Origin of the sequence: Neopararhizobium haloflavum (assembly GCF_002750855.1) — a bacterium.
GTDB lineage: Bacteria > Pseudomonadota > Alphaproteobacteria > Rhizobiales > Rhizobiaceae > Georhizobium > Georhizobium haloflavum.
This window is the reverse complement of record NZ_NWUC01000011.1, coordinates 18,587-32,682: the sequence shown is the minus strand read 5'-3', so window position 1 is coordinate 32,682 and position 14,096 is coordinate 18,587. Positions and strand designations below refer to the sequence as shown.

The window sequence follows — 14,096 nt, the reverse complement described above, 5'->3', positions numbered from 1 at the left end:
TCAATCCGTGACGACCGATTGCCCGGTCAGTTCGGCAATGGCATCGCCTGTCTGAGGTTGCTGAACCGTCGGATCGGCGGGGTGCCAGTCGGGTTTGGGGGAGAAAAGCCCCAGGATGTCGCCGGAGACGAAGCTGGGCGCCCAGGAAAGATCATCGAGCAGCGACACGTCATATCGGCTGGCGAAATCAGAAGGCCTGTAGCCCATCAATTCCAGGATCGTCGGTGCAATGGCGAAATGCGTGCCGCGCCCCGCTCCGTGCGCCGCGGTGTCTCGCAATCGTGCCGCGATTTCCATGTTGTCCGTGGCTGCCATCAGTGGAACGATCGCCTCGTTGACATCGACGTTGGTGTCGGAACTGCAATGCGTCAGACGGCCGGGCTCGAAGTGCTGGCCATGATCGGACGTGTAGATAACCACTGCATCGTCGAGTTCCGCCTCCGCCGACAGGCGTGCCATCGGTCTGTCCGTCGACCATTGCACGGCGCGCAGATAGTTCTCGAACATATCGTGGGTGGCGTCGGAGTCGGTCGGCAGGAAAACGCCGCTCGGGATGAACGCTTCGGGCGAGCCGTTGTCGTAGGGGAAGTGGGCGCCGTTCTTGTTGGCATAGATGAAGACCGGGCCATCTGCCGCGAGTTCTTCGAGAACGATCGTCGTCAGCGCGTCATCGAGGTCATGGGTGGCGATGTCGCTGCCGAGCTGATGCATGCGGTCGATCTTCAGCGTCTCAGCGGGTGTCATGAGGTTCTGAAGTTTGCCGTGGACGTTGACGAACTTGGCCTGCGCATCGATGAACACGGTTCGATAGCCGGCGGCCTTGGCGTAGTCCCACACGGTCGGACTGGTGTGGATCGAGCGCACGACGTCGTGCCGGTCGGCCATCAGCCGCAGAATGGCATTGGAAAGCCGCGAACAATTGCCGGCCGCCACCGCAGGGCCGAAATCGACCCATCGTTCGGCGTGTTCGGCGAAAGCGGGCGTTGAGCGGTTGCCAGGGGAAAGACTGACATGATCGGCCCTGATGCTCTCGTCGACGATCAGCACGATCGCGCGGACAAGGGGCGTTCCATGTGGCAAGGCAACTGCGTGGCGTTCCTCAAAGCCGCCCGTATTGATCTTGTAGGCTGCCAATGCGGCAAGCGAGATCGGCGCGAACTGGCGGGGGAGGGAATAGGATCCCTTGCCTTCTTTCATCACGACGACACCGGCGATCATCAGGATCGGGACCAAAGGTGCGACGAGCATTGCTGTGTGTGAAATGCGTGGCAGTCGCCTCGGCAACGCCGGCGGCATGATGATGGCGATGAGGCCGATCAGGAGAACGGCGATGGCGGCTGGAATGGCCTCTCCGTAAAAATCCGCTGCCCGCCCAGCCTCGTGCCGGGCCGCCCACAGATTGAGAACATCGAAGATGAAGAATTCGCCGCCCTGGGCGCGGTGATAGCCGTAGGCGATCGCAGAGGAAAGGGCGATGGGGATCGCCCAGAGAAAACGCACGAGCGGACGAGGGTGGAATGCGGCCGCCGCAAGAGCGCCGAGACAGATCATCCAGATCGCGACGAAGACGATGGCGGTGAGGGGGCGCGCGTCATCGATGACGAAACGAAGCCGGTCGACGACGCCGTTATTGGTCAGGTAGACCAGCAAGATGAGGGCGGTCAGCTTGCCCCCAATTCCCAAGTGAACTTTCGAGCGTGACCGCCAGAATCCGTAGCCCATCTTCACCCCTCCAGCAGTGGCCCCGCCTGGAAGCGTAGCGCACGCAGTGCGTATCGGAAGATGGCAGTTCGAGGAGGGCATCCATCAGCTATTCGGATGATGGATGCGACAGGCGGTCGCCCTGATCTTGCGGCGACAATTCCGCAGAATTGGGGTCAGGCGCCCATGAAGGAAAAACCTCCTAGAACGATGACGAGGACGATGGCGGCGGCGATGAGGGTGTTGCGGCTCATGTGGGATGACATCCTTGGTTCTGCGGCTACTATTTTGCGACCGGGTAGTCACGGGGAAACGGCGCACGCCATGCGGTGGTTCCCGCTCCTCGCCAATGGGCCTGGCAGTTCGTCAGTCAAGCAGCGCTTTCGCCGGACGCGGAACCGGTTTAGGAAGCTGCGATAGCGGCTGACGATGGCGGTAGACGATGCTTCGATCCGGTAACACCTATGAAGCGCTTTATGGCGGCTTTTCCTGGGCCCTGCCGCAAGCGTTCAATATTGCGGAAGCCTGTTGCACGCGTTTTGCGCAGAGCCAACCGGACCGGGTGTGCCTCTATCAGTATCGCGGCGATGACGCACCGGATCGGCTGACCTACGGCGCATTGGAGGGCCGTGCGAGCGCTCTGGCTTTGGCGCTCAAGCGCGCCGGGATCGGGCGGGGCGATCGCGTCGCAATCATGCTGCCGCAAGGATTCGACACCGTGGTGGTCCACATGGCGGTCTACAAGCTCGCCGCGGTCGCCGTCCCGCTTGCCCTGCTGTTCGGGGAGGATGCGATCGCGTATCGATTGGCATCGTCCGGCGCGAGGGCAATCGTGACGGATTCTTCGGGTCACGAGAAGCTCAGGCGCATCGCCGACAATCTTCCAACGCTTGAAACCGTGATCGTCAGCGGCGCCGAAGCGGTCCCGGAAGGCACGCTCTCGCTTGCCCTGCTGACGGCAGCGCCGACAACCTTCGCCGGCGAACCAACGGCGCCGGATACGCCGGCCATGATGATCTTCACGTCGGGAACCACAGGGCCGCCGAAGGGAGCTTTGCATGGTCATCGGGTTCTGCTCGGCCACCTGCCAGGTGTCCAGATGCACCATGAATTCCTGCCGGTGCCGGGCGATATCCTTTGGACCCCGGCTGACTGGGCGTGGGCCGGAGGATTGTTGAACGTGCTCTTGCCCGGCCTCTTCTTCGGCGTACCGGTCGTTGCGACCCCGGCACAGAAGTTCGATGCGCCGACGGCCTTCCACATTCTTGAGCACTTGAACGTGCGCAATGCCTTCATCCCGCCGACCGCGCTGCGCATGATGAAGACGGTCGAGAACCCCGCCGCCCGATATCGCCTGGACTTGAGAACGGTCGGGTCAGGCGGTGAAGCGCTCGGGCGCGAGACCTATCTCTGGGGCGAGCGCACCCTGGGTCTGACGATCAACGAATTCTACGGTCAGACCGAATGCAATCTCGTGCTGGCATCCTGCGCCGCCATGGGTGTCACCCGACCCGGCGCGATCGGCAAGGCGGTGCCGGGCCACCGGGTCGCGATCATCGATGAAACCGGCCAGATGGTTCCTGCCGGAAAGCCTGGCCAGATCGCCATCGCGCGTCCGGACCCGGTGATGTTCCTGACCTACTGGCAGAACGAGGCCGCGACACAGTCGAAATTCATCGGCGACTGGATGACCACCGGAGATGCCGGCGTCATGGACGAGGAGGGCTATGTGGCCTTCTTCGGCCGTGACGACGACGTCATAACCTCGTCCGGCTATCGCATCGGTCCGGGTGAGATCGAAGACTGTCTTCATGCCCATCCGGCCGTGCAGATCGCGGCGGCAGTCGGCAAGCCGGATCCGGTCCGCACCGAGAAGGTAAAGGTGTATGTCGTCCTTCGGCCCGGCATCGGGGCTTCGCCTGAACTTGCAGAGGAACTGCGGTTGTGGGTCAAGACGCGCCTGTCTGCGCACGAATATCCGCGCGAAGTGGCGTTCGTCGACGCATTGCCCCTGACGACCACCGGCAAGGTGATCCGCCGCGAGTTGCGCTCCCTGGCAGCTGAAGAGGCCAGACGGGAGGCGGGCGAGGCTGTCAACTGAGCCGGCGCGCCGCCTTTCGCCGTGCGACCGCGCGAATCTTTCCGCGCAGGATACGGGCCAGATTGCGGGTATTGCGATATAGGTGCAGCCCGCGCGCGACCTGGCGCATGTCGCGGTCCCGCTCCGGCGTCAGGCCGATCACCATCGTCGCAATGCCGCCGCGCTCGCGCCACAACCGGCTGGCGATGGGGTGATCCGGGACCGCGCAGGAATCGGTTCGCTCGATATTGGCGTCGTCGAGGTGTTGCTCCGTAAGCCGCGCAAAAAGCAGCTTGCCAGGCGAATAAGCCGCGAAATCCTCATCATACGCCGTCTTCCACGTATAGGCTTCGCCGGAAATCACGAAGACGACAATGGCGGCGATCGGCTTGTGATCCAGCGTCAGCGTGTGGATGCGCACATTGTCCGTGGCCGCGAGATTGGCGACCGCCTCGCGGGCAAATGCCGCACGCAGCCGATCGTGCGTCATGGCCGATTTGCGTCGACCTTTCCATCCGGATGCTTCCAGTGCGAGAAAGGCTTCCAGCCCGGCTGCCACGGCGCGTGGTTGCCTCGCCACTTCGTAGGACAGCCGCCCGCGTTCCTCAAGGCGACGCCGCTGACGTGCCATCTCGTTGAAGTGGTGCCGGGAGATCGATGCTTTCAGATAGGTCTCGCCATCGGCTTCGGAAGCCAGCATCGGCCGGGACAACGCTTCGGTGAATGTCAGCGGCAGGCCGCGTGAGATGGCGACGGCCCGCAGCAGTTCCGTGACCGGCCCTTCGATCCGCATATCGGGTAGAACGAGGACACCGGGCAGGCCGCTTTCCGGACGGGAAAGGGCCTCGAGCAGATTGTCGAGTGTTTCGGCGGCGCCTTCCGCGTCGACCAGCGGCGTACCGAGCGGCCCGAATGGGTGCGTCCAGACGCGCATCACCGACGGCCCGACCGCGAAACCGGGTTTTTCGATCGAGAACGGCATCAGAAACCGCATGCGGCTGCGTCGCGCATCTTCATCACGCATCAGGAGAAGACGGACCTGACGGTCTTCCAGACGGGGCATTGCCGGTGCCAGAAAACGGCCGGTGAAGAAGACGTTTGGCTCCATCACACGGTTGGCGAGGAAATCGAGCTCGTCCTGCAGTTCGTAACCGGCACGGCCGGGATATAGGGTCAGGCTGCGGCCAGGGCGCCCGACGGCCATTTCCGTATCCGGCGGCGTGCGCATATCTGGCTCATCGGCCAGTTCGCCTACGAGCGCATTGGCTTGAGAGGAGTAACCGGTTTCGAAAATGCGGTCTGATACCATCAGCGCGAACTCCCGGCGGTGGCGGGTCGAGGCGCGAACAGCACCATAGCGAACTTGAGGCGCCACCGCACCACGGTGAAAAGCAAGATCGCCTCCAGGCCCATCGACAAGGCTGTGGCCGTTGCTGCGCCAAAGAGGCCGAAGCTTGGAATGAGCGCGATGTTCAGCGCGACGTTGGTGATGAGGACGCACAGGTAGACAAAGGCGCAGATCGTCTGGTGCCCTGTCATGGTCAGCAGGACTTCTCCCGGTCCGATCAGCGATTTGGCCATGATCCCGGCGAACAGGATCGCCATCAGCGCCTCACCTTCGGCAAAGCCGGGTCCGAAGAGCGAGAGCAGGAAAGGGCCGGCGAGAAGCACGAGGCTGCCGACGAAGAGCGAGGGCCAAAAGGTCCAGCGGATCGTCTGACGGGCGAAATCGGCAAGGCTTGCGCGGTCACCTTCCGTCACGAGTTGCGAAAACCGCGGCTGGGCGCCGGCCCTCACGGCAAAATAGACGAAGTGCACCAGCGCCATTGTCTTGGCCGACGCGAAATAGACCGCAACCTGCTCCGGCGGAACGAAAAAGCCGACAACGATCACGTCGGAATTGGTCAGCAGGAAATAGAAGCCCTCGATGAAGAAGATCGGCAGCGCGACAAGGAACCATCGGCGAAAGGTGATCGTCTTCAGCGGCGTGGCAAATCGGCGTTTGACACGCAATGTGACGGCCCAGTACTGCGCGATGGTCGTCAGATAGGTCGCCAGTATGGCTGCTTCCAGGGCCGTTTCCGCCGTTCGTTCCATCCCGCTCGCGGCAGCGATGACCATGAAGACGAGGATCAGCGTCGGGCGCAGGAGAAATGTTGCGCCGAGCCCGAAAAGCGGCCAGTTGTTGGCGCGCGCCGTACCGTCGAGGACATCGCCGAGCGCGATCATGGGCAGAGTGATCATGCCGAGATAGAGCGGCACCAGATAATAGTCCGAGATCGCGTCGCCGAAGAGCTGGACGCCGATCATCCCGACCAGAACGACGAAGCTCGCCGAAGCGACCGCGAAGCGTCGCGCGGTCTGGGTCAGTCCACGAATTTCCGCATTCGCTTTTTCATCCTGATAGCCGGGGAGAAACCGGATGATGGCGGTGTGAAAGCCGAAGCAAGACAGATTGCCGAAGATCACGGCGAGCGCCCATACGAAGACGAAGATGCCGTATTCGAAGCTGCCCATGAGACGGGCGAGGACGATCTGTGAGCCGAAGGCGATGCCGGCGCTGACCACGCGAATGGCAAAAGCGGAGAGCGCCATGCGCTGTGCCTGAGCGTGGCGGTCGCGTTGCCGGAGGATGGCATCCATCCGGTCGACGAGCGGCAGCAACCGCGCATGGATATGCGACGGCAGCCATTTCTCCGCGGTATCGACAACCGTCATGTTTATCGGACACCCATGTCACTGAAACGCGTGGGCGCTTGATGCCATGATGCCCGTTAAGAAACGGTGTTGTTTTCAAGGATTTCGCGATGGGCAGCGCAGTTGCTCGGCCCATCGGATCAGGCTGTTTGTTCGAAAGCGCCGTGGCAGTGCTTGAACTTCTTGCCGGAGCCGCAAGGGCACGGCTCGTTGCGCCCGACATGGCCCCAGCTTTCGGGCGCGTCGGGATTGCGCGCGGAGCCGGCAGACGGAGTGCCGCTATCGTCGGCAAATTCGTCATCGCCGGTTGTCGCGTTGACGTGATGCGGCTTGCCTTCCGGAACTTTCGGTTGCTGCGCCGGCTGCTCGCGGCGGACTTCGACACGCATGAGCTGCGCCGTGACTGCCTGGCGAAGATTGCCCAGCAGCGCCTGGAAAAGTTCGAAGGCTTCCTGCTTGTATTCCTGCAGCGGATCGCGCTGCGCGTAGCCGCGAAAGCCAATCACCGAGCGAAGGTGGTCGAGATTGACCAGATGCTCGCGCCAGAGCATGTCGAGCGTCTGCAATAGCACCGACTTCTCGACATAGCGCATGACGTCCGGTCCAAACCGCTCGGTACGCTCCGCCACGGACTTCTCGGTGGCTTCGATCAGACGCTCGCGGATGTCGTCTTCCGCGATCCCTTCTTCGGCCGCCCACTGGTCGACGGGCAGATCGAGATTGAGATAGGTGGCGACATCCGTCTTCAGCCCCGTCACATCCCATTGCTCGGCATAGGCATTTTCAGGGATGTATTTCGCGACCATATCGTCGATCACGTCGTGGCGCATGTCCGTCGCCGTCTCCTGAACGTCCTCCGCGTCCATCAGTTCGAGACGCTGCTCGAAGATGACCTTGCGCTGGTCGTTCATGACGTCGTCGTATTTCAGGAGGTTCTTTCGGATATCGAAGTTGCGAGCCTCGACCTTCTTTTGTGCCCGCTCCAGCGCCTTGTTGATCCAGGGATGTACGATCGCTTCGCCTTCTTGCAGGCCAAGCTTTTGCAGCATTCCCTCCATCCGGTCGGAGCCGAAGATGCGCATCAGGTCGTCCTGAAGCGAGAGATAGAATTTCGAGCGACCCGGATCGCCCTGACGACCGGAACGGCCGCGGAGCTGGTTGTCGATGCGCCGGCTTTCGTGACGCTCGGTGGCGAGCACATAGAGCCCGCCGGCATCGAGCGCTTCCTGCTTGAGGCGCTGGACGTCTTGGCGGATAGCGGCTTCCCTGGTCGAGCGTTCCTCGCCTTCCGGCAAATCGCCCAGTTCGTGAGCGATGCGCATGTCGACATTGCCGCCCAGCTGAATATCGGTGCCGCGGCCGGCCATGTTCGTTGCAATCGTGACGGCGCCTGGCACGCCGGCCTGACTGACGATGTACGCTTCCTGTTCATGATAGCGGGCGTTGAGGACCTGGAAGTCCTTCATGCCTTCCTTCTTGAGCAGTTCAGCCAGAATTTCGGATTTCTCGATCGACGTGGTGCCCACGAGGATCGGCTGGTTGCGCTCGCGAGCCGAGCGGATCTCGCCGACGATAGCGCGGAACTTCTCCTCGAAGCTGCGATAGACCTCGTCGTCTTCGTCGATGCGCTGGATCGGCAGGTTGGTGGGCACTTCCACGACTTCAAGGCCGTAGATGTTGCCGAATTCCTCCGCTTCCGTGGAGGCTGTGCCTGTCATGCCGGCGAGCTTCTTGTACATCCGGAAGTAGTTCTGGAAGGTGATGGAGGCCAGCGTCTGGTTTTCCGGCTGAATCTTGACCTTTTCCTTCGCCTCCAGTGCCTGGTGCTGTCCGTCCGAAAAACGGCGCCCGGGCATCATGCGTCCGGTGAACTCGTCGATGATCACGACATCGTCGCCGCGCACGATGTAGTCCTTGTCGCGCTGGAAGAGCTTGTGTGCCTTCAACGCGTTGTTGAGGTGGTGGACGACGGCGACATTCTCGATGTCGTAAAGCCCGGCGCCCTTGAGGAGGCCGGCCTCTGACAAGATTCGCTCCAGCTTTTCGGTGCCGACTTCGGTGAAGGTCGCCGATCGCTGCTTCTCGTCGAGCTCGTAGTCTTCTTCGGTCAAATTGGGGATGAAGGCATCGATCCGTGTATAGAGATCGGATCGATCGTCGAGCGGGCCTGAAATGATCAGAGGCGTGCGCGCCTCGTCGATGAGAATGGAGTCGACTTCATCGACGATCGCGTAGTTGTGACCGCGCTGAGCCATCTGCTTGCGGTCGTATTTCATGTTATCGCGCAGGTAGTCGAAGCCGAGCTCGTTGTTGGTCGCGTAGGTGATGTCGCAGGCGTACGCGGCCCGTCTCTGCTCGTCGTTCAGCTCATGCACGATGATGCCGACCGTCAGGCCAAGAAACTGGTAGATGCGCCCCATCCATTCGGCGTCGCGCTTGGCCAGGTAGTCGTTGACGGTAACAACATGCACACCGTCGCCCGAAAGGGCATTGAGATACACTGGCAATGTCGCCACGAGCGTCTTGCCTTCGCCGGTCTTCATCTCGGCGATCGAGTTTTCGTGAAGGATCATCCCGCCGATCAACTGCACGTCGAACGGCCGCATGCCCAGGACGCGGTGGGCGGCTTCGCGCACGGTGGCGAAGGCCGGCACCAGGATGTCGTCGAGAGATTTGCCGTCGGCGAGTTCCTGGCGCAGCACGACGGTCTGGTTCTTCAGCGCATCGTCGGAGAGTGCCTTCATCTCTTCTTCGAGCGCATTGATGGCGTCGACGCGGTGTCTGAAGCCCTTGACGCGACGCTCGTTGGAGGAACCGAACAGTTTGCGGGCGAGGCCGCCGAAGCTGACCATGAAGATGGTCCTTTCCGATTGTTTCAGTAAAGGCGCCGGGTCCAAGTCGCGGTTTTGAATGAGGACGACCAGACGGGACCGGGGCCGCATGTTCTTGAGAATTGAGGAACTGGACGCGCGGTTTCGTGACAGATAAGAGGGGGGGTAAGCGATGTCAACGGCCCGCACGGAGCCCCTTCTGCCCTAAAACGGCTCGTTTTGCCGGCCATCGACGGCGCATCAATTTCACCAGGAAAGAGGCCAGGTTCTTATGAAGCGATACATCACTCTTGCTGCTGCGACCGTGTTGGGCGCGGGTGTCGCGCTTTGCACACCCGCTTTCGCGCAGACACCGTCGACCCCGCAGACAGGAGCTGAAGACGCCGCACCTGCCGCGCCGACCGAAGGCGAGGACACCGTCATCGCGACGATCGGCGACACGGAGATTTACGAGTCCGAGCTCGCCTATGCGCTCAGCGATCTCGATCCGCAATTCGGCCAATTGCCGCCGGAGCAGCGTCGCGTCGCGGCGCTATCCGCGTTGATCGACATCAAGCTGTTGGCACGCAAGGCAGAGGAAGAAGGCACTGCAGACAGCGAATCCTTCCAGAAGCGCGTCGCATTCCTCAGGGACCGGGCGCTTCACAATGCGTATTTCCAGGACGAGATCCTGGCGGGCATTTCCGATGAGGACGTGCGTGCGCGTTATGATCAGGAAGTCGAGGCAACGCCACCGGCCGAGGAAGTAAACGCTCGCCACATCCTCGTGGAAACCGAGGAAGAAGCCACAGCGTTGATCGAGGAACTCGACGGTGGTGCTGATTTCGCTGAACTGGCCGAGGAGAATTCCACGGACGGCTCTGCGGCGAATGGCGGCGACCTTGGCTATTTCCAGCGGGGCCAGATGGTCGGTCCATTCGAGGAAGCCGCGTTCGCGCTCGAGCCGGGCAGCTACACGGAAGAGCCGGTCCAGAGCCAGTTCGGCTGGCACGTCATCAAGGTCGAGGATCGCCGCGAAGCCGAGCCGCCGGCGTTCGAGCAGGTCACAGAGCAGGTGCGCCAGATCGTACTGCGCGAGCGCTATCTGGAAGTTCTCCAGGAAGAGCGCGGTGAATCCGGCGTTGAGATCGTCGATCCCGAGCTGCAGCAGGCCTATGAAGCCGTCAACAACCCTGCCGCTGCCGCCGAAGGCGAGGAAGAACCGGCTGCCGATGAGCCCGCCGAAGAGCAGCCGGCGGAAGAAGCACCCGCCGAATAAGGCGTCTCACAATGGCCCGGCCATCCCGGCCGGGCCATTTTCATCGGCCTTCTTGACGCTGCTCAAGAGATGGCCGGGCGCGCCGCGAGGCGCCGCCGACTGCCAGCCCTCAGCGTCATGAATGGCGGAAATAGCGATGCCGACAGCCATCTCCCCTCTTGCTCCGAAGACCTATGCCGTCCTGCCGCCGATCAGGGGTGTGCGCATGGCGACGGCTGCGGCAGGTATCAAATATCGCGGGCGCACCGACGTTCTGATGATCGTCTTCGATCACCCCGCATCTGCGGCCGGCGTCTTCACACGATCGAAATGTCCGTCGGCGCCTGTCGATTTCTGTCGCCGCAACCTTGCCGCAGGCCGCGCGCGTGCTCTCGTGGTCAATTCGGGCAACGCCAATGCCTTCACCGGCCGCAAGGGCGATGAATCGACGGCCATCACCGCCAAGGCCGCTGCGGCTGCGGCCGGGTGTGGTGTGGACGAGATATTCCTTGCCTCCACGGGTGTGATCGGAGAGCCGCTCGACGCTTCCAAGTTCTCCGGCGTCCTGGGCGATCTGGTGACCTCGGCAGCGGACGATCGCTGGTTCGAGGCGGCAGAGGCCATCATGACGACGGATACCTATCCCAAGGTAGCCACACGTCAGGCACAAATCGATGGCGTGACCGTCACGATCAACGGCATTGCCAAGGGCGCCGGCATGATCGCGCCCGACATGGCGACCATGCTGTCCTTCATCGCGACCGATGCCGATATCGCGCCGGCGGCGCTCCAGACCATGCTCTCCGATCACGTCGAACCAACCTATAATTCGGTGACCGTCGACAGCGACACGTCGACCTCCGACACCCTCATGCTGTTTGCAACAGGGGCGGCCGGCGCACCCCGTATCGAGGATGCGAGCGATCCACGCCTGGGCGATTTTCAGAAAGCACTCCACGATCTCATGCATGACCTGGCATTGCAGATTGTGCGGGACGGCGAGGGGGCCAGGAAGATGGTGGAGATCACTGTCACCGGCGCCGAAACCGACGCTGCCGCCAAGCGTATCGCACTTAGCATCGCCAACTCCCCGCTGGTCAAGACGGCGATCGCCGGTGAGGATGCCAATTGGGGCCGTGTCGTCATGGCTGTCGGCAAGGCTGGCGAGATGGCTGACCGGGATCGCCTGGCCATCTGGTTCGGCGATGTGCGCGTGGCCGTGGAGGGAGAGCGCGACCCGGACTATTCCGAAGACGCGGCGAGCGCCGTCATGAGAGCCGAGGATATTGCCGTCAGGGTCGATCTTGGTCTGGCCAATGGACGCGCAACGGTCTGGACTTGCGATCTCACCAAGGAGTATGTCGCCATCAATGGTGACTACCGGAGCTAGGGCGCCAGCCCGGCGGCAGGTCGCGCCTCTTACGCATCGTGATCGGGAGAGCGTCATGAAGACCAGCGGACCGGCTCTCGCCATCGTCCGCCGGCTGGAAGCGGTAAGCTTCAGGGCCTGGCCGGCAGCGCTCGTGAAGTATGACGGCACCTGGCAAACGCGCCTCACTGCCGGCCATCCCTCCCGAAGGCTCAATTCGGTCAACGCGCTCGACCCGTCGGACGCGGGTGATATCGAACCGCGCGTTGCCAGGGCCGTTGAGCGTTTTGACGCATATGGCCGGTTGCCCGTCTTTCGCCAGACACCCTTGTCGCCGGTCGCGCTGGACGACTACCTCGCCGGTCAGAGCTGGCAGCGCGTGGACGAGACGCTCGTTCTGATGGCTGACATATCGGCCCTCGATCTTGACGATGCCCTTGATCAATTGCCGTTGCGGGACGTGGCGCGTTACGTCGATGTGGCACTCGCCGTTCAGGGCCGCGATCCGGCCCTCAGGTCGGGTATGATGGAGGTTCTGAATGCCATCCGGCCGGCGAAGGGCATGTTCATCACGGAAGCGGCGGACCGCGAGGCGACGGCGACAGCATTGTGCGTCCATGACAATGATATGGCCGGCATTTTCGAGTTGGCCACCCGCGCCGATCTTCGACGGATGGGCCATGGCCATGCCATTGTGAAGACTGCGTTGCGCTGGGCCCGCCTTCGCGGTGCCAAGAGCGCCTGGCTGCAGGTGGAAGCCGCCAATGTCGCCGCGATCGCGCTCTACCAGCGCTTCGGTTTCGAGGAGATCTACCGCTATGCCTATCGCCAGCCTGCCCGCAAGGACTGACGCATGTCGATGACACCGTCAGGCAAAGACCTGGACTCCAAACCGATCCTGCTCGTTGCGGCCTGCGCCCTCGTCGATATCGATGGCAGGGTCCTGATCGCGCAGCGCCCGGACGGCAAGGCAATGGCCGGGTTGTGGGAGTTTCCCGGGGGAAAGGTCGAGCCTGGGGAAACGCCGGAGGAAACGCTCATTCGTGAGCTGGCTGAAGAGTTGGGCATCGTCACGCAGGAGGCATGCCTGGCGCCGTTGACGTTCGCCAGTCATGGCTATGAGCGGTTCCATCTGCTGATGCCACTTTACGTGTGCCGGCGCTTCGAGGGCGTGGCGCAGGGCCTGGAAGGCCAGGCCGTGAAATGGGTAAGGCCAAACCGTCTGCGTGACTATCCCATGCCGCCGGCCGATGAGCCCTTGATTCCAATCCTTGCAGATCTTCTCTGAACGGTGTCCGTGACTCTCATTAAGGCAATGTGATCGCAAACAGCGTCGTTGGTGGGCGCTGATATGATACCGTTAATCAATCATTTAGCACTATGGTCGCAATCTTCGTCAAAGCGGCTGTGCCACAATGTGACAGGAATTTGGCTTGTGGGCCAAACTGCTGTAGCCATGATGAAGGTACGATTCGCGGGCATCGATCCTGAAACCAAGGGGTAATTCATGCGCAATTCCGATTTCTGGCTATCGGTAGAGACGGAAGCCGATCGCGGAAATACCCGGGCGAAAGTCGGCCCGATGCGCGTTGCGCTGTTGTTCGGTGTCATGGCAATCGCAATGGCGCTTTTCCTGCCGCCGATGGTCGATCACACGCCACGCTTGACGGCCTATAATAGCGGTGGTCTCGATATGATCTCGACGGGTTCCATCCCTATGGATGGTTCGCGCAGCTATACCGTACGCCGCAGCATACTGGACGAGCCCGGCGTCAACTGCGTCTATGACGGCATGGGCCGCGTCCAGGGTCACTGCTGAAGACGCATCTTTCCCAACGATTTTGGCCGCGGAGTTAGTCTCTGCGTAATTCTTTGCGCCTAGAATACCTTCAGTCCGGAGAGCTCAGGCCTCTCATGATGCGTCAGCATAACAGGCGCACCGGCAGGGCTTTGGGGGCCGAGCTTTCATGCTGAAATTGAGGCGGTTGCTGCAATCACGACGCGGAGCGACGAGCATTGAGTACGGCTTGATCGCGTCGCTGATGTCGATCGCGATCATCGGCGGGGCGATGGCCATGAGCAACAATGTCGTCGATCTCTACGATGGTGTTGCCAAGAAGGTGAGCGACGCGATCAACGGGCCGCCGCCTGCCGGCGACGGCGACGAAAACGCCTGATCGG

The 14,096-nt window shown here is 61.9% G+C and carries 11 protein-coding genes; 7 read left to right on the top strand and 4 right to left on the bottom strand.

The window, feature by feature from the left end; all coding sequences use genetic code 11:
• On the bottom strand, positions 1-1,722 hold the full coding sequence (locus tag CN673_RS18820) for a sulfatase-like hydrolase/transferase (RefSeq protein WP_157928949.1): 1,722 nt from the start codon (positions 1,720-1,722) through the stop codon (positions 1-3).
• 421 nt (positions 1,723-2,143) lie between these two features.
• Between CN673_RS18820 and CN673_RS18810 the strand changes: the two genes are divergently transcribed.
• Positions 2,144-3,802: an AMP-binding protein gene (locus CN673_RS18810; RefSeq protein WP_099867958.1), complete on the top strand. Its 1,659-nt coding sequence runs from the start codon at positions 2,144-2,146 to the stop codon at positions 3,800-3,802.
• Here CN673_RS18810 and CN673_RS18805 read toward each other — a convergent pair.
• The 3 genes from CN673_RS18805 to secA form a co-directional block, all read right to left on the bottom strand.
• The gene (locus CN673_RS18805) at positions 3,795-5,090 is read right to left on the bottom strand and encodes a GNAT family N-acetyltransferase (RefSeq protein ID WP_099867957.1); all 1,296 of its coding nucleotides are present in this window, start codon (positions 5,088-5,090) and stop codon (positions 3,795-3,797) included. The genes CN673_RS18810 and CN673_RS18805 overlap by 8 nt on opposite strands.
• Complete coding sequence (locus tag CN673_RS18800; RefSeq protein ID WP_099867956.1) at positions 5,090-6,499, bottom strand: lipopolysaccharide biosynthesis protein; 1,410 nt, start codon at positions 6,497-6,499, stop codon at positions 5,090-5,092. Before CN673_RS18800 ends, CN673_RS18805 begins: the two co-directional genes overlap by 1 nt.
• 119 nt (positions 6,500-6,618) lie before the next feature.
• Positions 6,619-9,330 carry a preprotein translocase subunit SecA gene (secA, locus tag CN673_RS18795; protein ID WP_099867955.1) on the bottom strand — a complete coding sequence of 904 codons (2,712 nt, stop codon included), beginning with the start codon at positions 9,328-9,330 and terminating at the stop codon, positions 6,619-6,621.
• A 250-nt stretch (positions 9,331-9,580) separates the two neighbouring features.
• Here secA and CN673_RS18790 point away from each other — a divergent pair, with 250 nt between their 5' ends.
• The 6 genes from CN673_RS18790 (at position 9,581) to CN673_RS18765 (ending at position 14,092) form a co-directional block, all read left to right on the top strand.
• Positions 9,581-10,567, top strand: a complete 987-nt coding sequence (locus tag CN673_RS18790; RefSeq protein WP_099867954.1) for a peptidylprolyl isomerase — start codon at positions 9,581-9,583, stop codon at positions 10,565-10,567.
• A gap of 136 nt (positions 10,568-10,703) precedes the next feature.
• Positions 10,704-11,936 carry a bifunctional glutamate N-acetyltransferase/amino-acid acetyltransferase ArgJ gene (argJ, locus tag CN673_RS18785; protein ID WP_099867953.1) on the top strand — a complete coding sequence of 411 codons (1,233 nt, stop codon included), beginning with the start codon at positions 10,704-10,706 and terminating at the stop codon, positions 11,934-11,936.
• Positions 11,937-11,991: 55 nt separating this feature from the next.
• A complete protein-coding gene (locus tag CN673_RS18780; RefSeq protein WP_099867952.1) occupies positions 11,992-12,765 on the top strand; it encodes a GNAT family N-acetyltransferase in 774 nt (257 codons plus the stop codon).
• A gap of 9 nt (positions 12,766-12,774) precedes the next feature.
• Entirely contained in the window at positions 12,775-13,203 is a 429-nt protein-coding gene (locus CN673_RS18775) for a (deoxy)nucleoside triphosphate pyrophosphohydrolase (RefSeq protein WP_099867997.1), read from the top strand.
• A gap of 219 nt (positions 13,204-13,422) precedes the next feature.
• Complete coding sequence (locus CN673_RS18770) at positions 13,423-13,734, top strand: hypothetical protein (protein WP_099867951.1); 312 nt, start codon at positions 13,423-13,425, stop codon at positions 13,732-13,734.
• 148 nt (positions 13,735-13,882) lie between these two features.
• A complete protein-coding gene (locus CN673_RS18765; protein ID WP_099867950.1) occupies positions 13,883-14,092 on the top strand; it encodes a Flp family type IVb pilin in 210 nt (69 codons plus the stop codon).
• Positions 14,093-14,096: the final 4 nt, after the last annotated feature.